Genomic DNA, 22,470 nt, shown 5'->3' with positions numbered 1-22,470 from the left:
GCTGTGCCGCGGCGGTTCAGGCTGCCCGCATGGGAGTACAAAACATCGTTCTGGTCAATGACATCGATTGGCTCGGTGGTCAATTCAGCGCCGAGGGACTCGGTGCGATCGATGAAAACCGTGCTCATCAATACAACGGAACGGTGCCTATCCCTCGATCAGGCATTTTTCGTGAAGTGATCGACGCGATCGAAGCTAAAAATGCCCAACTCTATGGCGGCATCAAGCGTCCCGGAAACACTCGCGTGATCACGACGGCACGCCCGGTGGTTTCGGAGTCAGTGTTTCGCGACCTGCTTGCCCCGTATGAGCAATCGGGCCAAATCCAGCGTTACTCACGCTACCGTGTTTCGAGTGCCATCGTCGATGACAATACCATTGGCGGAGTTGAGTTCGTGGCGACGGATGCAGCCACAAAACCGCACAAGCTGATCGTTCACGCCCGCATGACGATCGACGCCAGCGACTGGGGCGACGTCATCAAGGCATCCGGTGCAAGCTGGGACTGTGGCATTGATGCAAAAGCAGAATGGGGTGAACCCAGCGCCCCCGAAACGAATCAACCGACAACAGATTTGGCACCGATCACCTACTGCATGATCCTTGTCGAACAGGCCCAAGAGTCGCTGTATCCCAAACCGACGACGTACGACCCTCGTTACTTCACCGGAACGTGGGGATGGATCGATGAGGAATTTGCCTATACGACGCGGCGATTAGTCGACGGCAAAGGATTCGCGGAGATTGACCACGCGGATGTGTTGCTGATCAATTCACCTCAAATCGATTACCCGCTCGACTCGCTGCCATCCAGCGTGGTGCGTGAACTCGAACAGACCGAAGCGGGTGCTTCAAAGAAAACACTCGTTGCAATGACGCCGGCGCAGCGCGAGATCGTATTCCAGGATGCCAAGCGTCACTCGCTTCGCTACTACTACCATCTCCAAACCAACTTTCCAAAGTTCCGCCGCATGGCGCTGAGCGACGAATTCGGGACGTCCGATCATTTGCCTCCGAAACCGTATGTCCGCGAGAGCCTTCGGCTTGTCTCTCGTCACATCATTCGCGAACAGGAGGTCGAGGGATTTGGTGGCTACGAAAGCTATGCGACCACGATGTTCCCCGATGCTGTTTTCTCGTGGCAATTCGAAAAGGATTTCCATCCGACTCAGCGATCTTGGCTGAGCGACGATGGAAACGCGGGGCCGTGGGAAGCCATCTTTCGAGGCAACCGTCGCTTTGGTCGTGGCGGAACCGGACGCGCCATCTTTCCGCTTCGCGCACTGGTACCCAATCGAATCCAAGGACTGCTCGGTGCACAAAAGAACCTGGGTTACACCAGTATCGTTGGCTCGTCATGTCGGCTGCATGATCAATCGATTCATGCCGGTCAAGCCAGTGGCGCGGTCGCCGCGGTCAGCCTGCGTAACCACGTCGATCCGGCCACGATTTACCTTCGCCCCGATCAACTTGCCGAGATCTGGGAAGGACTGCTGGAACCCGCCAGCGGAGCACCGCTCGTCATTTGGCCGTTTTCAGATACCGATCCCTATGACGACGGCTTTGCCGCGATCCAACAGCTTGCACTCCGTCGACTGCTCGGCCTCGGTCCCACCGACACGGCGTTTCAACCCGACCAAATCGCAACCGTTTCATGGACCGAGCGGGTCACGGACGGCCTCGTCCACGCTGGCTATCCCGCAACGCAATTTGAATTCGCCACCACGGACACACGCCGCGACGTTGCAATTTCGTTGTGGAATCAATTGAAATCACACCCCATTCCCAATCCGATCCGCAAAAACGAATGGGATGCCGACGATGACGGGATACTCGATTCCGAAGACCCCCTGCCCTTCACGCGAGGGACGGTTTCTTGGCAGCGATCGCCGGAGAACGATGGCAATCCTCCGCAGCTTTCTGCGTACCCAGCCCAAACCGTCGCGATCAACTTCACATCAGCAGATGGCTCCGCCACTGAGCCGTTCATCAACGATGTAGGTGGAAAATTCTCTGCAAAAGCGGGGTTCGGTTGGCAGAAGGATTTGCGAGGCAACACACGATTGCGTGGAACCAACCTCGGACCTTTGCGGGACGGCTTTGTCTTCACACGCACTCAAGACGTCTGGGAGTGTGAAGTCGACAACGGAAAATGGAGGGTATTTATTTGCTTGGGTGACGCCGGACATGAACAGCCCGGACAGAATTTGCAAATCGAGAACATCGTGGTCACCGAAAACGTCGCCACTTCTCTCGGCGTCTTTCACGAGACAATGACCGACGTCGACGTCACCGATAGCCGCCTCACGCTAACACTAGGCACACCCGCCGGTGGCGGCAATACAACGATTAATTGGTTGCTTGCCGTGCCGGTCCAGTAGCGGAATCGACGATGAAGCCACGCGGTGTTGCGATTCAGCGGGTACACTGAAATGCGGAAGGACAACCAAAGGCCTGCTTTGGGAAATCCACCTTCGAGCTGAAACTCTTGACGAGTTTCGCTACGTTCGTTCCAGCGTTTCTAACTCGTTTCCTTGGCATTCAACATGCAAACCCGCGTTGACCAATTGTCGTCCCAATTCTCCGTCGCCGGAGTCCGCTTTGCCGAAGGAAATGGCGGGCTTGTCAAAGTGATCGTCCACACCGACCGTTGCGATGGCGAGATCTATTTGCACGGTGCCCACATCACTCACTTTCAGCCCTGCGGCAAATCCCCCGTGCTGTGGATGAGCCAAGAATCGGTATTCGCCGAGGGCAAGGCGATTCGCGGCGGCGTCCCCATTTGCTTTCCTTGGTTTGGCCCCAATGCATCCGACCCGAGTGCTCCGGGGCACGGTTATGCGCGTATTCGGACGTGGAAGCTGATTGCTGCTGAAAACAACGAGGATGGCGATGTATTGCTGACGCTCCGCAACACGATTGACGATTTCGAATTGACGTACACCGTCACGTTCGGTCGCTCGCTCGGCATGTCGCTGGCAGTGAAATTGTCAGATCAAGCAAACGCAACGACATCCTTCGAAGAAGCACTTCACACCTACCTCGCCGTCAAAGACGTTCATCAAGTGGTAATCGAAGGCCTCGAGTCGGCTGCGTACATCGACAAGGTCGACGGCATGAGAGAAAAACCAGCGACCGACGAATCGATCCAATTCAACGGCGAATGCGACCGCGTTTACCTCGACACCACCTCGACCTGCATCTTGCGTGACCCCGCGATGGCACGGTCGATTCAAGTCTCGAAATCCAATTCGCAATGCACCGTCGTCTGGAATCCGTGGATCAGCAAGAGTGCCGCGATGCCCGATTTTGGCAACGACGAATGGACATCGATGGCCTGTATCGAAACTGCCAATGTAGGCTCGTACAGCAGGACATTGAAACCGGGCGAGTCGCATGTGATGACAGCAGACGTGTCAATCATCCCGTAGAACGTGTGGGATAGGCTCCCTGGCTATCTTGCTCATAAATCAGCACGAACTGGCATCCCAATTGCTCTACCCACTGCTATGACTGACTCACAAACTTGGCTACCGCAACTGAACGAGGTCGCAAAACCTCTGCATGCAGACTGGGTTTCGATGCGCCGCTACTTGCATCAGAACCCCGAACTCTCGGATTCCGAGTATCGAACGACCGAATATTTGACTTGCGCGTTCACGAAGCTTGGATTGCCGACGCATATCCCGATTGATAAACGCGGCTTGACTGCGGATTTAGTGACATTCAAACACGACCCCAATCGCTGGATTGCGATTCGGGGTGATATTGATGCCTTACCGATCAGCGATGCCAAGGCGGTTGATTATCGCAGCACGTGTGAGGGCGTGATGCACGCGTGTGGGCACGATGTCCATGCGACCGTGGTCGTCGCCGCGATGCAAATTTTGACAGCGATGCACAAAGCAGACCGTTTGCCCTGGCCGATAGCAGCACGTGCGATCTTGCAGCCATCCGAAGAATTAGCGACGGGGGCTCGCTACATGATCCATCATCACGCACTACGAGACATCGATGCGATCCTGGCCTTGCATGTCGATCCCACACGATCGGTGGGCTGCATTGGACTGCGTCACGGCACATTGACCGCTGCTTGTGATGCGATTCATGTCACGATCACGGGCAACGGTGGCCACGGCGCCCGCCCGCATCTAACGAACGACCCGATCGATGCGATCACGCACTGGGTGCAATCCGCATTTCGTCGGCTTGGACGCACCGTCAACGCTCACCAAACCGTCGTGTTTTCCGTTGGCGAACTGCACGCCGGACATAGCACTAATGTGATTCCCGATTCGGCTGCGTTATCGGGTTCGCTGCGTTCGCTAGATGCTCATTCGCGACGAATCGCCTTGGAAACACTCGAAGATGTCTGCCGAGCAACGGAGATTGAAAACAACTGTAAAGTCAAGATGGAACTTGGTTTTTCAGCCCCCGCGGTGATCAACGACGACTCACTGGTCGACTTATTGACCGATACCGCCACCGCAGCCTTCACCGCCGGTGCAATCGAATGGATCGACGAACCGAGCATGGGCAGCGAAGACTTTTCGTATTACTTGAAACAGATTCCCGGAGCCATGTTTCGCCTTGGCGTCGCAGGCGATCAAGTCGGCCATGCTCCGCTACACACTCCTGCTTTTGACATCGACGAGCAAGCGATCATGGTTGGTGCCAAACTTTTCGCCGCCTCGGTGATCGCTTACTTCGACCCGAATCGCACCCCGATTCCCACCGAAAACGCATAGCGAAAATGACGCTGCGATGCCGGTTTCGCAATGACACCGCCAACGCTTATCCCCGTTCCTCGTAACGATTCTCGCGGAGACGACGTCCATGGCCAAGTTAAACTTTAACTCGAACCCGACCCATACTCTCGGCGTCGAAATCGAAATGGGACTCTGTGATGGCAGTACGATGGAACTTGTTAACGGCTGTGAAACGCTGCTCAAGCGAATTCCAGAGCAACTACACACGACGATCAAACCCGAATTGATGCAGTGCTGCGTCGAGGTGATCAGCGGAGTGTGTGGCGATGTGCGAGAGGTCCGGGAGGACCTGCTAGGCAAAATCCGACAAGTGCAAAGTGCCACCGATTCGCTGGACATGCGATTGTGGTGGGGATCCACTCATCCCTTCAGCCGCTGGGAGAATCAGCAAGTCACGCCAACCGAGCGGTACATGAACTTGCTTGAATTGCTACAAGAGCTCGCACGCCGGATGATCACCTTTGGACTACACGTCCATGTCGGTGTGGATAGCGGCGACAAGGCGGTGATGATTTGCGACCGCATCATGCAATACTTGCCGTTGTTGTTGGCGCTATCGACAAGCAGCCCCTATTGGCAAACACGTGATACCGGCTTGCATTCGCATCGTTCAAAATTGATGGAAGGATTGCCCACCGCCGGATTGCCGACGCTGATGCGGAACTGGAGCGAATATGTTTGGTTAGTCAACCACATGGTCGAAACCGGCTTTATCAACACGATCCGCGAGATTTGGTGGGATGTGCGGCCGCATCACAATTTTGGCACCGTCGAAGTCCGTGTCTGCGACATGCCCGGCGACATCGATTCGGTGTGTGGGTTGGCAGCGCTGATCCAATGTTTGGTCAAACACTTGAGCGACGAGATTGACGAGGGAACCTACCAATTTGACTGCCATCCGATGATGGTTCGCCAAAACAAATGGCGAGCGGCGCGGTTCGGCAGCTCGGCTAGCTTGGTCAACACGCGTGACTATCGCGTCGAACCCGTAGTCACAATCGCTTGCCGATTGGTCGATCAACTACGCGACGTCGCAGTCGATCTGGGCTGTGAAAGCGAACTGGGTTATGTCAAAGAGATCGCAGCGAGAAACGGCTGGTCAGAATGCCAGCGCGCGATCTTTCAGCAGACCAATGACGCAGCGGAAATGGTCCGCCAGTTGACCGAGCAGTCTCGTGTCTGAGCAGTCTCGAGACTGGAACAGGCCGGTGACTGGGACTGGCACCGGTGTGAATTCACGGGAGACGGCAGCATAAAGGCGGTCAGCCCCTCAAAGGCACGAAACGCCGGCCCTCGCTACTGTGATTGGCGAGACGCGAGATGTTTTTTGACCGAATCGATCGGAATCGGGATGCCTCGCAGGATACCGTCGACCACCAGGTTTCCGTTGACGACGCCTTGGAATTTGGCGACGATCATACGTCCGCGACGTGCTTTTTGCAGCTCGATTAGCAAAATCAGCTTGTCGCCGGGGGTGACAACGCCGCGAAAGCGAGCCTCGTCTAGACCGCCAAAGCCAACCATCGCGGCACCGAGCAAGTCGTGTCGCTGGGTAAAGTAGCTCGACAGCTGAGCGACCGCTTCAAGCTGGATCACTCCAGGCATGATCGGCATGCCTGGCATATGGCCACGCACCCAAAATTCGTCTTCAGTGACATCTTTATAACCGGCGCACACCAAGCGTTCGGTGTCCTCATAGAGGATACCGGTCAGATGTTCCATCTCGAAACGTTGCGGATTTAGCTTGCGAATGTCCTCGATATCCGCAATCGGATTTTCGAGGTCCAACAGTGCCAAATCGACGATAAGATCGCTTTTAGCCACGAACTGCTCCGTTAGTTGTGCGGGCAGCGGTAGATTAGGTTTTAACTTTACGACGCTTTGCTTTACGAGCTTTTGCGTTAGCCGGACGTTGTCCGTGGTTAGCTTTTTTCAGCTTGTGATGTGGTTTAGCCATGAATCGATGCAATCGAGGAAAGCGTAATATTGACGGAGAATTCTCTCACCGAGTTTTATTGAGTGTGAGAAAATAGCATGTTTGCCGTTGTTTTGGTAGTCATCCCCAAAAACCTTCGTATCGACTGGTTTTTCAGGAATACTTGACCGCGATTTGACTACCGCAGAAGTGACCGCGGCGGCTGGCGAATGTCCGAGCCACCGGGATAGCTGGAAACCGGCCCAGCAGCAGCGGGAGACATCGGACGCAGTGCGATTCCGCTTCGCGAAAACGATTGCTCCGGCTGCGGTTGAGCCGCCGAATAGGGGCTGCTGTCGCGAACCGAGGGGGGCACTAAGCGGTCCAACGCCATCGAACCGGCGACGTCGATCGCCGCAGGCTGACTGGTTTGGATCGGCCGGACTTGCCCCGCGCCCTCTAATTTGCGTCGTTCGTACCAGCCGCTAGGCTGTGTACTGGCCAGCGCGGTGGCGGGCGATGCGGACGCAGAGGGGGTTTCGAGTTGAGCGAGACGAACGCCGCCAGGACTGGTAAACCTGCCCGCGGGCGAATTTGTCGGTCCTCGCGAGTTTGACGGCGAATTGATCGCGACATTGTTGCCAATCGCATTACTGCCAGACGCATGGTTAGCAGCGACATCGATGTTCGACCCGCCATTATTGGGGCCTCGGTTATTGAGGTCCCGTTTAGCAAACTTTTCCACCGGACCGCTACCTGCGGCGACCCAGGCGAGCCAATAATCTTGCAGTTCGGCCAGCGATTCGTAGCCGTAATGTTTGCGAATATTTGCCGTCCACGACGGGTGCTGCATGTAATCATGCAAGAACTTAATGAACGTTTGTGGGCTGTCTTGTTCGATCAAAAAGCGACAGACTGAGTAACCTTGGGCGTACATCGGCAGTACATCGCTTGGATATTCCGTTAACAGGAACAGCTTGTTCATCGCAATACCGCGGCGAGTTCCCAAGAACTCTCGCAGTTTGGCTTCGTGCTTTTGACGTTCCGAGTCATGCTCGACCGTCGTACAGATTCCTTCGTCCGCCCAACGTGGCAGCGGGCGACCGAAGTGAGTGGCGAGAATCGTGTGGGTGACTTCGTGAGGCAGAACGCTGTCGAGAATTCGCTCTGGCGTTCCGACGACTTCCATTTGGAAATCACGAACCGGCGAACGGTTGTACGTCGTCACGCCTTGGGCTGCTAGACGCGGCCCCGAGACGACGCGAACCGGACAGGGGACGGGCCATGGGGGCAAGGGAGCCCCGAGCCAATAAGTCGCCAAGTCGTTGCGATAACGTTCGGCGGCTTCGCCCACGGCCTGCGCCAAATGAGCATCCGGAGCTTGGATCAAGAAGTTTTGAGTCCGAAAGTTCGCCGCGTTTGATGAGCTAGCAATCCCAAAGGTTACTGCAAAACCAACCGCCACGATTACGAAACGTCGCAATAAAAATCCGGCTTCCATGCCGCTGCACTCCCGTAGCATCCGTACTAGTTTCGACTCCGTGATCGATCGCTTCGTCGTTTTCGCTTGCAATCATTGATGACAGTCATTGCCACCGGGCGCTTGCAAACCGACAAGTCGACGCGGGCAGTCTAGGCGAAGCAAAGGTTTCAGAGAAAGACGAATAAGTCAGAATGGCGACGTCGCCAAAGATTTTCAGCCTCGATCGAACCGTTTCTTTAACCATTCCTGCTGGATTTGCGAATTAATTTTTTTATTCGAAGTGGTCTGGGATTCCGAGAAATCGGTCACCATGTCACCCGATTCGCTGATCGCAGTGGTGACGCGAACGCGATTGTCGCCAAGCGACACTCGACATCCGATTCCAAACATCCGCTTCGATTCAGTCGACGTGGTCCAAGGTCCCACAAACAAAGCTTCGTCGCTTAAGTAATCGCGAACCATAAAAACTCGCTCCTTCAAATCAGATTTATTCAACTCTTTTTTGCTCGCAATTGGATTGCCATCAAACACGCTGAAATCACTCATCGGCAGATCTGTCAATGCGATCAGGGTTGGTAGCAAATCCGCGTGCATCGTTGGCTGATCGACTCGCTCGGGCTTGATGCCGGGAGCATACACAATCGCCGGTGTCATCGTTTGATAGCGACTCAATTTTGTTCCATGACCACACGTGCCATCTTCCAAAAAAGCTTCACCGTGATCGCCGGTCACGATCACCACCCGGTTGCGGTCCAATAGCGGACGAATCAATCGATCGACGGTACGTGCACAATTTCTGTAGCGGTTCCAAACCGCATCGCGTTGCGGCGGCAGATACGGAATGGGAAAGGAATCATCCGCCGCCGGTTGAAACACTTCGTCCGCGGGATCACCGCGATAATCGGCATGGGTGGTGTAGAGATAGACCACGGCTAATCGCGGCGACGTCGATTCGTCGTCCGCCAAGTCCTCGCGATTCAGAAACGCGGTCGCGCGGGAAACGGTTCGCTTGTCCACTTCGCTCCAACCCTTCGGTTCACAGCGAAAGACATCAAATTGTTGTTCGTTCAGGAAACCATCCATCGCGAATAATCGCCAATCATCATGGCTGGCGAACAGCCCCAATGTGTAACCGGCTTGGCGAAACAACCGATTCATCAGCGGGCTGTAGCGGACTGGTTCTTCAAACCAAATTGCCTCCAATCCATTGAGCAGGCTAAACATCCCAAAATTCGATGCATTGGATCCCGAAAAATGATTGCGGCAATGTACTCCGTCGCTGGCCAGCAAAGACAAGTTGGGCATGATGTCTGCATCCACCATCTCATGACGAAAGGACTCGAGCACCACCACGACCACATCCGGAAATGGCTCGTCGCGTGCATCGAGCGCATCCCAATCCAGCCCTGCCAAACGCTGCTGGACTTTCCGCTGATCGATGCCATTCTTTGAAATCACAAGCGGCACCGAAGCGAACCGCGAATTGGTTTCAGACGCCGTCACGTCGTCTGAGTCGATGATTCGGAACACAACCCAAGGATGCCGAGTTGAAGCGGCACGCATTTGATTCGCCGTGGTTTGCCAATCCACGATTGCCAGCAACGAGAACAAGCAAACGCAAACACCCGCGATGCTCACACCCCACTTAGCGACCATCCGATGCCGCATGCAGATTCGAGCGACAGGTCTGGAGACCCAAAGCACAGCAATCGCTACCACGGCAAACCCTATGCACCAAAACAGCGTCGGAGCGACCGATTTCCACTGGGCGTGAGCCATCAAACTGCCACGCAAGTCGGTTGCGACTCGTAGAATTTTCGTGGAAAGAAAGCGGTCCGAAATCCAGCGGAATGCAATCGCATCAAGCAGCACGCCAGCCGGAACGATGATCATCCATCCGAAACCGATGCCAACCCATAAACGTGGCAAGCGAGAACGCAGCAGCCACGCGGCCAAAAAACCAGGGGTGATCAAGACCAATGTTTGCAAAGCGATCCAGCTGTGAATCGAAATCCAAACCAACATTGATACTGGCGACGAGGAAACTGACGAAGGATACAGAATGCCAATGACCAGTGTCCCCAAAACAATTAGGATCGCCAGCACCACGCATTGGTACCACCGCTCGCGATCTTGATTGTCTTGTTCCTTCATGTTTGTCCCTGACTGAAAATGTTAGTAGGGCACATCAATCGCATCGCACAGAAATCGCATCAGCGGCCGTGCGGCACGCACGCGATCGATCAAGATCTTGATGATCTCGGGACTGGTCACTTCCGCTTCGCTCAGCGGCGCGACCGCAATGAAATCGATCCTTCGTAAATCATCGATCATCGGATGCGTTTTGTCGTACTCGCGAGGCGTTGTCTTTAACTTCTCACCGGTAAACTCAAAGTGCTGGCGAAACGCTTTTTGATCACGCACTTTCACCCATGCTTTGGGGTTTGCGTCGATCGCTTGGCGAATGCCCGATAACACGTTTCGCTCTGGTCGCCAGCTGCCCATGCCGATGAAACACTCCTCTGGGGCGAAATGAATGTAAGCGCCAGGTGCATGGATATTCGTGTTCGCTTGATGCCGCAGCGAGATACCGACGTTGGTTTTGTAGGGCGTCTTGTCTTTGCTGAATCGGGTATCACGATAGATACGCATCACCGATCCGCCGTGTGATTTCGGGATCGCCGATAGCATCGGTGCCGACCGAGCCAGTGGTTTATCGAGCTGCCGCACCAATTCCACTGCGGGGTCTCGCACCTCGGTTTGGTAACGAAGTTTGTTTTCGTTGAACCAATCACGATGGTTGTTGGATTGCAGTTCACGCAGGAAACGAAACAATTCCTGGGGAATCACGGGCTGTGGCATGCAAAGATCATCAGTGGGGGGAAACGTCGTTGATCAGATTCAGTGACTGACTTTAATGGAATTCATCCTCACCCGCACACTCCCCATTATTTCGGTGGCGATTGGCGAGTAAAATCGTGAGACTCCCCAACGAGCCGATCTTCCATTTTCAAAGGCCTTTCGATTTGTCTGCTCACGGTTTCTTTCGGATCACGGTCGCATCCCCAGTCGTCGCCGTCGCCAATCCTGCCGCCAACGCTGCCGCGATGATGCGGTTGATGGCCCCCTGTGATTCGGACTTGATCGTGTTTCCCGAATTGGGACTGACCGGATACACCTGTGGCGATCTATTCGCGACCGATTCGCTGCAGACAGCGACGCTCGATGCCTTGGAAACCTTGGTCGCATCGACACGCCAGCGTCCCAACCAAACGGTGATCGTGGGACTGCCGATTGCGATTGACGATTCGCTGATGAATACAGCTGCGGTGCTTTGCAACGGCCAAATCGAGGGCATTGTGCCAAAAACGTTTCTACCCACGTATCGTGAATTCTACGAAGGCCGACACTTTCGCGCCGCATCCTCGAGCGACCCTCAATGGCTCGAACTACATGGCAGCATGATTCCTTTTGGAACCGATTTGTTGTTCCAACAAGGCGAAGCCAAGATCGGAATCGACATCTGCGAAGACCTCTGGACGCCAATTCCTCCGTCCAGCCATGCCGCGTTGGCGGGTGCCAACGTGCTGGTGAATCTTTCGGCCAGCAACGAGACGATCGGCAAGGCCCAGTGGCGACGCGATTTGATCCGCAGCCAATCGGGCCGCTGTATCGCTGCCTACGCCTACACCTCGGCCGGCCCCGGTGAATCCAGTTCTGATCTGGTTTTCGGTGGCCACTGTTTAATCGCGGAAAACGGAGCGATTTTGGACGAATCTCGTACGATCACCGATCAACCCGCTGCCACGCACGAGAGCGAAACCATGGTCACCGTTGATGTTGATCTAGCCAAACTGACTCACGATCGCCGCGTGACCGGATCGTTTGATGACGGAAAACAAACGCTGTCAACCGCGTATCGCTGGATCGAAATCGAACAGGACGAGACCGACCCGCTGCCTCGCACTCCCGACCTCGTGCGAAACATCGACGCGCATCCGTTTGTGCCGAAAGTGTTCAGTGAACTGGAAGCACGCTGCGAAGAGATCTTTGCAATCCAAGCAGCCGGCTTATGCAAGCGACTGTCACGGCTTTCCAAAACAACGACGCTCGCGATCGGTATTTCCGGCGGGCTGGACAGCACACTGGCGCTGCTAGTGGCACTGCGAGCTTGTGACGCGATGGCGTTGCCTCGCCGCGACATCTGTGGGATCACGATGCCCGGTTATGGGACGACCGAGCACACAAAAACCAGTGCGGACCGTTTGATTGAACTGACGGAAATCACGGGTGAAACGATCGACATTCGCCAACTGTGTCTCGATACGTTCCGTGCTCTCGATCACCGACCGTTGGGCATCAAGATTGATCGCGACACCACACCCGAATCACTTCAAAAGTCATTTCTGGGTGTGCCCCACGACGCCGCAGATTTAAAATTTGAAAACGTGCAAGCTCGTATTCGCACGATGTTGCTGATGAACCGTGGATTCGTGCTAGGCACCGGCGACATGAGCGAACAGGCGCTCGGTTGGTCCACCTACAACGCCGATCATATGTCGATGTACAACGTCAACACATCGATCCCGAAAACGCTGGTCCGATTCCTGGTTCGCTACGCAGCCGATCATTACTTCAAAGACGAAGTGTCCGAATTGCTGCACCGAATCGCGGACACTCCGATTTCGCCTGAACTGATGCCACCGGCAGCCGATGGCACGATTCGTCAGGAAACCGAAGCGTCAATTGGCGCCTACGAATTGCATGATTTCTTTCTGTATCATTTTGTTCGTTACGGTTGCGATCGCGAACGCATTCGATTTTTGGCCCGACATGCAAAATTCGATCAACCGCACTCCCACGCCGACATCGATGCCACGCTTGATACATTCTTTGATCGCTTTTTCAAGAATCAATTCAAACGCAACTGTGTTCCGGACGGCCCCAAAGTGGGATCGGTTAGTTTGTCGCCCCGCGGCGATTGGCGGATGCCCAGCGATGCGGACAGTGACGCGTTCTAACGCAACCCCTCTACGCCCAGCACTTTTGCCCACGTGCCGCTAAAGCTGCCGAGTCGCTCATTTTCGCTGACGCTTTGCAGCGATTCAAACAGCCCCAAGAAGCGGTCCGTCAATTCACCCAAATGATCTTTGACGAAATCACCCCAGCGTGGATCGTATTTGTGCGCGGCATCCAGTTTCGTCGCCGCCATGCTTGTCGTTTGTGAATCTCGCGTCTGCATGACCAGATTGTTGCACCAATCATCAATCGCAACTGCGGAAGCCCCGAGGGCGACGAGCTTGACGGCATCATCGGGCGTGATCGCTCCGGGCACCACCCAGAGTGGCATCTCGGAACATTTTTCGGCGTTCATCATCTGGCGTGCACGCCGGGTGATGGCTGCCAATTCGAGTCCTTCGAGTTGGATTTCGTCGAGCCGTAGGATCAATCCATCCGGCTCAGCGGCGAGCAATTTTGGCAATTCGTCCCCCATCCGGTATGGCCCCATCGAGACGAAGACCGCAGCGGATTCGGACAACCGACGAATTTGGTCAATCTTGGATTTCAAGTGCTGCATCGACGCCACATCGGGTGGAAATGTGGCGGCCGGGACCCACCCCCCACCAGCGATCGGCGACGTCGCCGGAGCGGCTTCCCAGCGTTGGATCTGAGCCGGCGAATACGCGAACCGTCCTGAGACATCACGAGCCATCATCAAACGCAGATCCACCACATCGGCAGCATCAAAATCGGTCACGGTTAATCCATACCGTTCCGATCGGTAGGGAACGATCCTGCGGTAACGACGATGGGTTGGTGAGTTGTCGGAATCCTCAGGTTCGACCATGCGTCCGGCGTGGAACATCGATTCGGTTTGCGGTCCCGACAGATCACTGTGCATCGCGGTGACTAAAATATCGAGCTCACCGACCGCCACCGCCAAGTTGTCTGCCTGCTCCATCGTGATTTGGTACCACGGCGGATCGTACCAAAACAGCGGCAAGGGCAACGCGATGTCCTCGCCATGCTTTCGCGAGATCGTCCCTCGATGTGAATCCACCAGCGATCCGGTCCAGGGGGTAAAGACCGGAGGCGGCAACAGGTGCAGCGGCGCGAGTCGGTGATTCAATTGCATGATGGGCGTTCCGTCCTGACAAACCTAACTGTGTTGATGAAGCCTACTCATTCGACTGTCGTATCTCTTCGACTTTCCCTCATTCGTGAGCCGACGGCGCTAGCCGCAGGCGTTATCTTGCTAACGTTATACCGACCGGTGGCCCGACGCTAGCGTGTTCGGCTCACGAAGTGCTAACGCCAATTCGGTGCGACTTCGCCGCGTCGTGCCTCTTCGGCGCGAAGCATCGCTTCGGGAACCACGCGACGGAACTCTTTCGCATCGCCGCGGATCGATGCATTGATCAGCAACAATCCGAGCCGCAACATTTCACGTTTACGCAGCGGAGCCTCGATCACCCCGTCGGCCAAGCTTTCGGCGCTGCCGCGAATAAAGACCGAAACGTTGTTCATCGCATCCCCCAAATTCCGACCTGCATCGCCCCCGATCACGATCATGCCGCCGATCGCCCCCACGCCAACTTCATGACCGACATCGCCGCGAACGAAGATGCCTCCAGACCGCATCCCCGCGCCACAGCGGTCGCCCGCGTCACCATAGATCGCCAATGTTCCCCCAGTCATCGCCGCGCCTGCACCAACGCCCGCGTTGCCACGAATCCGCACCGCTCCACTTCGCATCCCCTCGCCCACGCCATGGCCGACATTGCCGGTTTGGCGAATGTCGGTTTCGGCATTGTAAGCATACGCATAATCACCCAGCGATCCTTCGATCTGAATACGCACGGGATGATTCAGCCGCATCAGCGCCGCATGCTGGCCGTTGGCCCCATCAATTTTGATCTGAGCAAGTACATTGGGGTCCGCGAACGTCGGCACCGAATGAATCGCCGCGATCAATTCGGCGTCGCTCATCGATTGCATCGAAAATTGATGCGTCGGCGGCGGCAGTGCACCGCTTAGCGATGATCCAGCTTCATCGGCAGACATAAAGAATGACTCTGTTTTTTGATTGTGGGGAGACGCGGTAATGCTTCGCGACGAAATCTTTGGAAGGACAGAACCGGAGGGCTCGCGTCCTGCCACTATTTTACTCAGCGGAACGGCGAGATTCGTTTGGTATAAGCCAAACATTAACCTGCACGCAACTACGAATGCGGAAGCGTATTTCGCAATACCGCGCGGACGATCGCTTCCATTTTACCTTCTGCGGCACGGCCTGCGGCAAGAACTTCGTCATGACTCGCAGCGATCGCCGAATCGGGGTTGGCTACATTGCTGACCATCGACAACCCTAACGTTCGCATTCCCAAGCTCGCAGCGGCTAATACCTCGGGAACCGTACTCATTCCAGCCACATCGGCTCCGATTCGCCGCATCATTCGGTACTCGGCCCGCGTTTCGTAATTGGGGCCAAGCGTCGCCAAATAAGTCCCCTCGTAAGCGGCGAAGTTATTCTCGCGTGACGCCTGCATCGCGATCGCGGACAACTCGCGATCATAAACATCGCCATGACGCAGCGGCGAAACCTCGGGAACGTCCGCTGGAACTTTCCAAATTGATGAGGCCGAATTTACAGCCTGAAACCCGCCTCGCATAAAGTCGAGATGATCGCGAATCACCACGATATCGCCGACGTTCAGCTTTGGGTTCACTCCGCCGGCGGCATTGCTGACCACCAACTGCGTCGCGCCGAGTCGTGCCATCACATGCACGGGAAACGAGACCTCTGCTCGACTCCAACCCTCGTAGCGATGAAAACGACCCGCCATGGCAACCACGCGGGTCTGTTCCAATTCTCCGAAAATCAATTGGCCGCGATGCCCCGATGCCGTCGACGCGGCAAACCCAGGAATATCAGGAAAAGGAACTGCAATCGGATGTTGGATCGTCTCGGCCAACCCGCCCAGCCCGCTGCCGAGAATGATTGCCACGGCTGGGACGAGGTCCGAACGGGCACGCAGAAACTCAGCCGCCTGCTCGACATGATCGAGATACCGGCTCGCGCTGGAGAGTTCATCCATGGAAAGATTTTGCCGCATCCTGTTGCCCCTAAACATCATGCCGGAAGTCAACCATTCCGTGACTTGTCCGTTTTGATCGCGGGAGCGATCAACGTTCACTGCACTAAGCGATACGGACTTGGCCGGCTTCGCTGACGATCCCACGAACCAACGTTTCCAACTTCGGTGCCGCAGCGTTCGCCGTCGCAATGATCTCGTTTACATCGGCTGGCTTGAGCGCGTCGGGCAGACACATGTCGGTAATCACACTCAGCCCGACCACTTTCAAACCGCAATGCACCGCGACGATCGTTTCAGGAACCGTACTCATCCCGACAACATCGGCACCAATCATTCTCAGAAAACGATACTCGGCGCGCGTTTCGAGATTCGGCCCGGTCACCGCAACGAAGACGCCTTTATGAATGGGAATCGATTCGCGGCGAGCCAGTTCCATCGTTCGATCGATCCATTGTTGATCGTACGGTTCGCACATATCGGGAAAGCGAGGCCCCAATCGATCATCGTTGACACCAATAAGAGGGTTGTCGCCCATCAAATTGATCTGGTCTTCGATGACCATGATGTCGCCGTTTGAAAAATAAGGATTCAAACCGCCACACGCGTTGCTGACGACAAGCAGCTCGGCACCGAGTGCTTTGAAGACGCGGACTGGAAGCGTGATTTGCTTTAGAGGGTAGCCTTCGTATTGATGAAAACGGCCCTCCATGGCCACGACTGGTACGCCGGCTAATTGCCCGCATACCAAGCGTCCTCGATGGCTTGTTGCCGTCGAAGTCGGAAAATGGGGAATGTCCCCGTATTCGAATGAGGCTTCGACTTCGATCTGTTCGGCAAGTCCGCCGAGCCCCGTGCCAAGGATGATACCGACCTTGGGCGTTTTAGAAAACTCACTTCGAATTTTTTTACAAGCGTCTTCAATCTTGTCGAACAAATCAAGCATGGCAGTGTCGTCAAAAAGGAGGCAGAAGAGGAAAGGGCGTGCCAGTCGAAGGTCGGTATCATAGCGCGCCCGAGCCTCGTCCGCGACCATCCCTTTTTCGGTTAAGATTTAGCAATGCGTGAGCGGACAACGGATCCGTCACGTGCACCAAGTATCCCTTGCCAAATCGATGGTGATCGTGATCCATCGAGTTCGGTTGTTGTTTGCTAGTTTCTCGTTTGCTCAATTTCTCACTCGTTGGACATCACGTTTGCCATGTCATCTCCCTCTCCTGATGTTTTCGAGAAACTGGCCTCGTTTTATCTCGGTCGCCATTACGATCTTGCCAATGGCAAACTCAGCGATGACTTGTTGATGTACGACGCCAAGGATCTGTGCACACATGCGATGTGCGTGGGGATGACCGGCAGCGGCAAAACCGGTTTGTGTCTTTCGCTGCTGGAAGAGGCCGCGATCGACGGCATCCCCGCAATCTGCGTGGACCCCAAAGGAGACTTGGGCAACCTGTTGTTGACGTTCCCCGAACTGCAGCCCGAAGATTTCAAACCGTGGCTCGATTCCGGCGAAGCGACTCGCAAAGCCATGACGCTCGACGAATTGGCGACCGACAAAGCAACGACGTGGCGGAAGGGACTGGCCAGCTGGGGACAAGACGGCGAGCGAATTGCCAAGTTCCGTGACAGCGTCGACATTGCCATCTACACGCCCGGCAGCAATGCGGGAATCCCAATGACGGTACTGAAAAGCTTTGATGCACCGCCACCGGAACTGCTAAACGACTCGGATGCGATGCGTGAACGGATCACCGGTTCGGCATCGGGACTTTTGACATTGATGGGAATCAATGCCGATCCGCTACTGTCGCGTGAACACATTCTGATCTCGTCGATCTTGGATGTCTGTTGGCGCGAGGGCAAAAACGTCAAAATCGGCGATCTGATCGGATTGATCCAATCACCTCCGATCCAGCGAGTCGGCGTGCTCGATTTGGACTCGTTCATGTCCTCATCGGATCGGGCCAAGTTGGCGATGCAATTGAACAACTTGCTTGCGTCGCCAGCGTTTTCGACGTGGCTCGAAGGGGAACCGCTATCGATTTCCAAATTGCTTTACACCGACCAGGGCAAACCGCGACTCACGATCCTTTCGATCGCTCATCTGACCGACAGCGAGCGAATGTTCTTCGTCACCATCCTGCTGAACGAACTGCTGGCGTGGATGCGAACCCAGAGCGGCACCAGTTCACTGCGAGCGATGTTTTACATGGACGAAGTCGCGGGCTACTTTCCGCCGGTTTCCAATCCGCCATCGAAACCACCGATGTTGACGCTACTGAAACAAGCACGAGCGTTCGGTCTAGGGATCACGTTGGCGACGCAAAACCCCGTCGACCTGGATTACAAAGGGCTCTCGAATATCGGCACATGGTTCCTTGGCCGACTGCAGACCGAACGTGACAAGGCTCGGGTGCTGGAGGGACTCGAGGGCTCCGCAGCCCAATCCGGCCAACCGTTCGATCGTGCGGCGATGGAACAGAAACTGGCGGCACTCGGCAATCGCGTCTTCCTGATGAACAATGTCCACGATGACGCACCGAGCACCTTTCAAACTCGCTGGGCACTGTCGTTTTTGGCCGGCCCGCTGGCCCGCGACCAAATCGGTCGCCTGATGGCCGACCGCAAAAAGAAACTGCAAGACAAACGCGAAGAATCCAAAACTGAATCACTCGACGATACTTCATCGACTCCGACACGCCCGGTTGTCCCGAGCGGTGTGAAGGAAAAGTTTCTTGTCGCCACTGAATCCGCACTCGATGGCAGCCGGCTTGTTTACCGACCCGCCGTTTACGCCGAAGGCACGCTGCATCACGTCCGCGCATCGGCCGATCTTGACTCGTGGCAAGATGTCAAACTGATCGTGCGGTGTGGCAGCGGAGTTCCCGACGAATTGTGGCAGGCGAGCGAGCCGATTCCCGAGGACGCCGAGCTTTCGGACCAAGCAGATGAAGCCTATGTGTTCAGCGACCTGCCGAATGACCTGCGAAACGCCAAGAAATTCAAGAGCTACGAAAAGCAGTTCAAGGATTTCCTGTATCGGCATTATGCGATGACGCTTTACAAGAGTCCGTTGATCGGCAGCTACGCTCCCGGAGGACTCGATGAAGGACAAGCGAGAGCATTTTTTCAACAAGCCGCACGTGAACAACGGGATCTGGAAACTGAAAAACTTCGCGACAAGTTTGCCGGAAAGATGAAAGCGTTGGACAAACGGTTAAAAGCAGCCAACGACCGAATCGCGGTGGAAGAAGAACAGTACTCGCAAGCCAAATTGTCGACGGTGCTGTCCTTCGGCGCCTCCATCTTAGGCGCGTTCCTTGGTAACAAAGTAGCAAGTCGGACGAACGTCTCGAAAATGTCCACGGCCGCGCGAGGCGTGGGTCGAGCGGCACAGCAGCGGGCTGATGTCACTCGCGCCGAAGAAACCGCTCGCGAATTGGCACTGGAGATGACCGAGTTGGACGAAGAGTTACAAGAAGAGATCGCGGTGCTGAGCGAAAAGTTTGACGTCAAGAACTTGCAGCTTGACACCACCGTTGTCGCGCCGCGAAAAAGCGACCTGAAAGTCACCGACCCAATCGTCCTCTGGACCCCCTGGTCCGTCGACTCGGCCGGAATTGCCACCAAGCTGTTCGAATGATCCATTGCCGCTGATCATAGCGTCAACATACTCACCGCTGTGGCGGCTCTTACTCATCACGACCAAGCCGCCCGTCGTAGAGCTTAAAAACCGACTTCACATGCGGCGTCAAAATCTCGATCAGCTCGGCATCGTCTGCGGTGACGACGTGATCTGTACCGAGCTGGCGGTGTTGTGCCGCGATCACGATCGCGGCCACGACGTGTTCGATATCAACCGGCAAGTCGGTGGGGGATTCGAGTTTCAGAGCAAGGTCGAACAAGACATCATTCAGCGAAGGATCAATCGTCGCCTGCCCTGCAGCGTCAAGCGAGATGCCCATTACGATTTGTCGTTGTGTTTTCATGAGCAGCATTGTAGCGAGGATGCAGCCCAGCGGACGCCACACTCACTGCCGTGGCCGTCACGCCACGGTGGATTGTCCCCAGACAGCCGCATTAGCCCCGGAGGGCGGCACAGCTGCGCGGTCCTGTAACGCCCTCCGGGCTAGCACTGTGAGAACAGCGAGACTGCCGTGCTCCACGACACATCCACTGCCATCGCCGTCAGGCCACGGTAGATTGCCCCCAGACAGCCGCGTTAGCCCGAAGGGCGGCACAACTGCGCGATCCTGTGCCGCCCTCCGGGCTGCTGCGGACGGTGCAGCTACGATCCGGTGGCTGACGCCACCGGCATTCACTGTAACGCCCTCCGGGCTAAAATGGTGAAAACAGCTAAGACGGTGGGAGATAGGACTGATGACAGACTGGAAGCCTATCCTACCCCAGAACTTTTACGAGCTTATCCCGATAGGGATTTCAGCTATTAGCCGGTGGTTTGAGCGCAGCGAACACCACCGGAAAACGAATTATTCCATAATCGTTGACCCTGAAGGGGTCACAGATGACGGTGCTGTGCCCCTTACAGGGTCAAAACCGCAGTTGAACGTTGGAGTCCGTAGGTGGCGCTCCGCTTACCTACGGCTAATTGCTGAAATCCCTATCGGGATAAGGTGACAATTCGCTTGACATGAGTTGTGGGGTACAAACAGGCTGGAAGCCTATCCTACGTTGAGGATGCCACACTTTTTGATGGCGCTGAGCAAGGATTCCACCATGGCGTCGGTGTGCGATGCCGAGAGGGACAACCTTAGTCGCGCGGTGCCGGGCGCGACCGTCGGAGGGCGAATCGCGGGGACGAAAAAGCCTGCATCGCTAAGCGTCTGACACGCTGCGACCGCTTTTACGTCCTCGCCGATGATCAACGGTACGATCGGGACCGAGTTCTCGATCGCACACGATGTTGATATCGATAATTGCTCGCGCACATGCTTCGCAAGCGACTGCACTCGATGGCGACGCTCGGGTTCGCTTTTAAGTGTTTCGAATGCGGCGATCGAGGCGGCCGCGGTCGACGGGGCTAACGCGGTGCTGAAAATGAATGAACGACAGCGGTTGACCAAATAGTCCGTCACCACCTTGGGCCCCACCACAAAACCGCCTTGGCATCCGATCGCTTTACTGAGCGTGCCAATTCGAATCGCAATGCGGTCCTTGACTGCGAGTGCTTCGCAAACGCCACTGCCCGTTTTCCCCAATACCCCCGTGCCATGCGCTTCATCGACAACGAGTGACGCATCGAACAGCTCGGCAATGTCACTCAATTCGACCAACGGGGCGACGTTACCATCCATGCTGAACACGCCGTCGGTGACGATCCAAACTCGTGTAAATTCGTGCCGCCGCTGTTTCAGTACGCTTGCGACAAATTCGTGATCACGATGTGGATACACAACGCACTCGGCTCGCGACAACCGGCAACCATCGATTAGCGAGGCATGATTCAGTGCGTCGCTGAGGATCAAGTCGCCTGCTTCGGCGAGCGTGGCGACCGTGCCGCTGCAGGCGGCAAAACCGCTGGGGAACAACACGGCCGATTCCGTTGACTCGAGTTCCGCAATCGTTTCGGCGAGCTGTTGATGCAGCGGGGTCCAGCCACACACCAGCGCACTGGCGGTGCTGCCACTCTCGCGGGGAAGCGACGCAATCGGCAACCCGGATGTCGCCAAGCCGAGATAGTCGTTGCTGCCGAAATTGATCAGCCGACGACCAGAAGCGTCCACGAACGTGACGCCCTCAGGTTGGCGAGCCGCCAGGGTTCGCAGTCGATGCTGCGAATTCAATTCGGCAAGCCGGTCAGCGAGATAATCAAACGAAGGCATGACGAGCGCAGTAAGAAAGAGTGGGCGTCGTAGGAATGTTTCGGCAAGGTTATGATAAGCCCGACGGGTCGACAAGCCAGACGAGGCACGCGGCATCGTTGCCCCTCTCCCTTCCTTTATTGCTCACACGAATCCCTCATGCAAATCGTCGTCATCGGTGCCGGAGCCGCTGGAATGGTCGCCGCCGCAGAAGCGGCAAAACGGGGTGCCAACGTCATCCTGCTGGAAAAAAACACCAAGACGGGCGTCAAAATCCTGATGTCCGGGGGGACTCGATGCAATGTCACTCACGACACCGACGCACGCGGAATTTTGCCCGGGTTTGGGCATGCGTCTCGCTTTCTGCAGCCGACGATCGGAGCGT

At 55.7% G+C, this 22,470-nt stretch carries 18 protein-coding genes; 7 read left to right on the top strand and 11 right to left on the bottom strand.

Annotated elements, in window-relative coordinates; genetic code table 11:
* The 4 genes from ABX962_RS06920 to ABX962_RS06905 all read left to right on the top strand — a co-directional run.
* On the top strand, positions 1 to 2,381 hold a 2,381-nt coding region (locus ABX962_RS06920; RefSeq protein WP_372717865.1), incomplete at its 5' end, for an FAD-dependent oxidoreductase.
* Positions 2,382 to 2,546: 165 nt separating this feature from the next.
* On the top strand, positions 2,547 to 3,431 hold the full coding sequence (locus ABX962_RS06915; RefSeq protein ID WP_372717864.1) for a D-hexose-6-phosphate mutarotase: 885 nt from the start codon (positions 2,547 to 2,549) through the stop codon (positions 3,429 to 3,431).
* A gap of 78 nt (positions 3,432 to 3,509) precedes the next feature.
* Entirely contained in the window at positions 3,510 to 4,748 is a 1,239-nt protein-coding gene (locus ABX962_RS06910; RefSeq protein ID WP_372717862.1) for a M20 family metallopeptidase, read from the top strand.
* A gap of 88 nt (positions 4,749 to 4,836) precedes the next feature.
* Positions 4,837 to 5,952 (top strand): YbdK family carboxylate-amine ligase, encoded by a 1,116-nt coding sequence (locus ABX962_RS06905; RefSeq protein ID WP_372717860.1) that lies wholly within the window; start codon positions 4,837 to 4,839, stop codon positions 5,950 to 5,952.
* 113 nt (positions 5,953 to 6,065) lie between these two features.
* On the opposite strand, the gene ABX962_RS06900 is transcribed toward ABX962_RS06905, so the two are convergent.
* From ABX962_RS06900 to ABX962_RS06880, 5 genes are all read right to left on the bottom strand, one after another.
* Positions 6,066 to 6,593 (bottom strand): 3-hydroxyacyl-ACP dehydratase FabZ family protein, encoded by a 528-nt coding sequence (locus ABX962_RS06900; protein ID WP_372717858.1) that lies wholly within the window; start codon positions 6,591 to 6,593, stop codon positions 6,066 to 6,068.
* A 34-nt stretch (positions 6,594 to 6,627) separates the two neighbouring features.
* Complete coding sequence (locus tag ABX962_RS06895) at positions 6,628 to 6,726, bottom strand: 50S ribosomal protein bL37 (RefSeq protein ID WP_372717856.1); 99 nt, start codon at positions 6,724 to 6,726, stop codon at positions 6,628 to 6,630.
* A 157-nt stretch (positions 6,727 to 6,883) separates the two neighbouring features.
* The gene (locus tag ABX962_RS06890; RefSeq protein ID WP_372717854.1) at positions 6,884 to 8,185 is read right to left on the bottom strand and encodes a hypothetical protein; all 1,302 of its coding nucleotides are present in this window, start codon (positions 8,183 to 8,185) and stop codon (positions 6,884 to 6,886) included.
* A 195-nt stretch (positions 8,186 to 8,380) separates the two neighbouring features.
* The gene (locus ABX962_RS06885; RefSeq protein ID WP_372717853.1) at positions 8,381 to 10,321 is read right to left on the bottom strand and encodes a sulfatase-like hydrolase/transferase; all 1,941 of its coding nucleotides are present in this window, start codon (positions 10,319 to 10,321) and stop codon (positions 8,381 to 8,383) included.
* A gap of 21 nt (positions 10,322 to 10,342) precedes the next feature.
* The gene (locus ABX962_RS06880) at positions 10,343 to 11,029 is read right to left on the bottom strand and encodes a DUF2461 domain-containing protein (protein WP_372717851.1); all 687 of its coding nucleotides are present in this window, start codon (positions 11,027 to 11,029) and stop codon (positions 10,343 to 10,345) included.
* Positions 11,030 to 11,193: 164 nt separating this feature from the next.
* Between ABX962_RS06880 and ABX962_RS06875 the strand changes: the two genes are divergently transcribed.
* The gene (locus ABX962_RS06875; protein WP_372717849.1) at positions 11,194 to 13,188 is read left to right on the top strand and encodes an NAD(+) synthase; all 1,995 of its coding nucleotides are present in this window, start codon (positions 11,194 to 11,196) and stop codon (positions 13,186 to 13,188) included.
* On the opposite strand, the gene ABX962_RS06870 is transcribed toward ABX962_RS06875, so the two are convergent.
* The 4 genes from ABX962_RS06870 to ABX962_RS06855 form a co-directional block, all read right to left on the bottom strand.
* Positions 13,185 to 14,303 (bottom strand): hypothetical protein, encoded by a 1,119-nt coding sequence (locus ABX962_RS06870; protein WP_372717847.1) that lies wholly within the window; start codon positions 14,301 to 14,303, stop codon positions 13,185 to 13,187. The two genes, ABX962_RS06875 and ABX962_RS06870, sit on opposite strands and share 4 nt — an antisense overlap.
* 173 nt (positions 14,304 to 14,476) lie before the next feature.
* Positions 14,477 to 15,232 (bottom strand): tributyrin esterase, encoded by a 756-nt coding sequence (locus ABX962_RS06865; protein WP_372717845.1) that lies wholly within the window; start codon positions 15,230 to 15,232, stop codon positions 14,477 to 14,479.
* Between the two features lie 158 nt (positions 15,233 to 15,390).
* Complete coding sequence (locus tag ABX962_RS06860) at positions 15,391 to 16,266, bottom strand: purine-nucleoside phosphorylase (RefSeq protein ID WP_372717843.1); 876 nt, start codon at positions 16,264 to 16,266, stop codon at positions 15,391 to 15,393.
* A gap of 103 nt (positions 16,267 to 16,369) precedes the next feature.
* A complete protein-coding gene (locus ABX962_RS06855; protein ID WP_372717841.1) occupies positions 16,370 to 17,209 on the bottom strand; it encodes a purine-nucleoside phosphorylase in 840 nt (279 codons plus the stop codon).
* A gap of 255 nt (positions 17,210 to 17,464) precedes the next feature.
* Between ABX962_RS06855 and ABX962_RS06850 the strand changes: the two genes are divergently transcribed.
* On the top strand, positions 17,465 to 19,906 hold the full coding sequence (locus tag ABX962_RS06850) for an ATP-binding protein (RefSeq protein ID WP_372717840.1): 2,442 nt from the start codon (positions 17,465 to 17,467) through the stop codon (positions 19,904 to 19,906).
* A gap of 49 nt (positions 19,907 to 19,955) precedes the next feature.
* On the opposite strand, the gene ABX962_RS06845 is transcribed toward ABX962_RS06850, so the two are convergent.
* Positions 19,956 to 20,252 (bottom strand): hypothetical protein, encoded by a 297-nt coding sequence (locus ABX962_RS06845; protein ID WP_372717838.1) that lies wholly within the window; start codon positions 20,250 to 20,252, stop codon positions 19,956 to 19,958.
* Between the two features lie 693 nt (positions 20,253 to 20,945).
* Positions 20,946 to 22,106 (bottom strand): aminotransferase class I/II-fold pyridoxal phosphate-dependent enzyme, encoded by a 1,161-nt coding sequence (locus ABX962_RS06840; protein WP_372717836.1) that lies wholly within the window; start codon positions 22,104 to 22,106, stop codon positions 20,946 to 20,948.
* Between the two features lie 138 nt (positions 22,107 to 22,244).
* Here ABX962_RS06840 and ABX962_RS06835 point away from each other — a divergent pair.
* Positions 22,245 to 22,470 (top strand): FAD-dependent oxidoreductase (locus ABX962_RS06835; protein WP_372717834.1); only part of this gene is annotated, 226 nt, incomplete at its 3' end.

This window comes from Novipirellula sp., assembly GCF_041583735.1.
Classification (GTDB): Bacteria; Planctomycetota; Planctomycetia; order Pirellulales; family Pirellulaceae; genus Novipirellula.
This window is presented reverse-complemented; position numbering and strand designations above follow the sequence as displayed.

What these genes read in the sequence shown, in the direction of transcription:
- ABX962_RS06865 (WP_372717845.1), bottom strand. Translation starts at nt 15,232, where the DNA reads ATGTCTGCCGATGAAGCTGGATCATCGCTAAGCGGTGCACTGCCGCCG.
- ABX962_RS06840 (WP_372717836.1), bottom strand. Translation starts at nt 22,106, where the DNA reads ATGCCTTCGTTTGATTATCTCGCTGACCGGCTTGCCGAATTGAATTCG.
- ABX962_RS06890 (WP_372717854.1), bottom strand. Translation starts at nt 8,185, where the DNA reads ATGGAAGCCGGATTTTTATTGCGACGTTTCGTAATCGTGGCGGTTGGT.
- ABX962_RS06855 (WP_372717841.1), bottom strand. Translation starts at nt 17,209, where the DNA reads ATGCTTGATTTGTTCGACAAGATTGAAGACGCTTGTAAAAAAATTCGA.
- ABX962_RS06895 (WP_372717856.1), bottom strand. Translation starts at nt 6,726, where the DNA reads ATGGCTAAACCACATCACAAGCTGAAAAAAGCTAACCACGGACAACGT.
- ABX962_RS06845 (WP_372717838.1), bottom strand. Translation starts at nt 20,252, where the DNA reads ATGAAAACACAACGACAAATCGTAATGGGCATCTCGCTTGACGCTGCA.
- ABX962_RS06880 (WP_372717851.1), bottom strand. Translation starts at nt 11,029, where the DNA reads ATGCCACAGCCCGTGATTCCCCAGGAATTGTTTCGTTTCCTGCGTGAA.
- ABX962_RS06905 (WP_372717860.1), top strand. Translation starts at nt 4,837, where the DNA reads ATGGCCAAGTTAAACTTTAACTCGAACCCGACCCATACTCTCGGCGTC.
- ABX962_RS06885 (WP_372717853.1), bottom strand. Translation starts at nt 10,321, where the DNA reads ATGAAGGAACAAGACAATCAAGATCGCGAGCGGTGGTACCAATGCGTG.
- ABX962_RS06870 (WP_372717847.1), bottom strand. Translation starts at nt 14,303, where the DNA reads ATGCAATTGAATCACCGACTCGCGCCGCTGCACCTGTTGCCGCCTCCG.
- ABX962_RS06850 (WP_372717840.1), top strand. Translation starts at nt 17,465, where the DNA reads ATGTCATCTCCCTCTCCTGATGTTTTCGAGAAACTGGCCTCGTTTTAT.
- ABX962_RS06915 (WP_372717864.1), top strand. Translation starts at nt 2,547, where the DNA reads ATGCAAACCCGCGTTGACCAATTGTCGTCCCAATTCTCCGTCGCCGGA.
- ABX962_RS06910 (WP_372717862.1), top strand. Translation starts at nt 3,510, where the DNA reads ATGACTGACTCACAAACTTGGCTACCGCAACTGAACGAGGTCGCAAAA.
- ABX962_RS06860 (WP_372717843.1), bottom strand. Translation starts at nt 16,266, where the DNA reads ATGGATGAACTCTCCAGCGCGAGCCGGTATCTCGATCATGTCGAGCAG.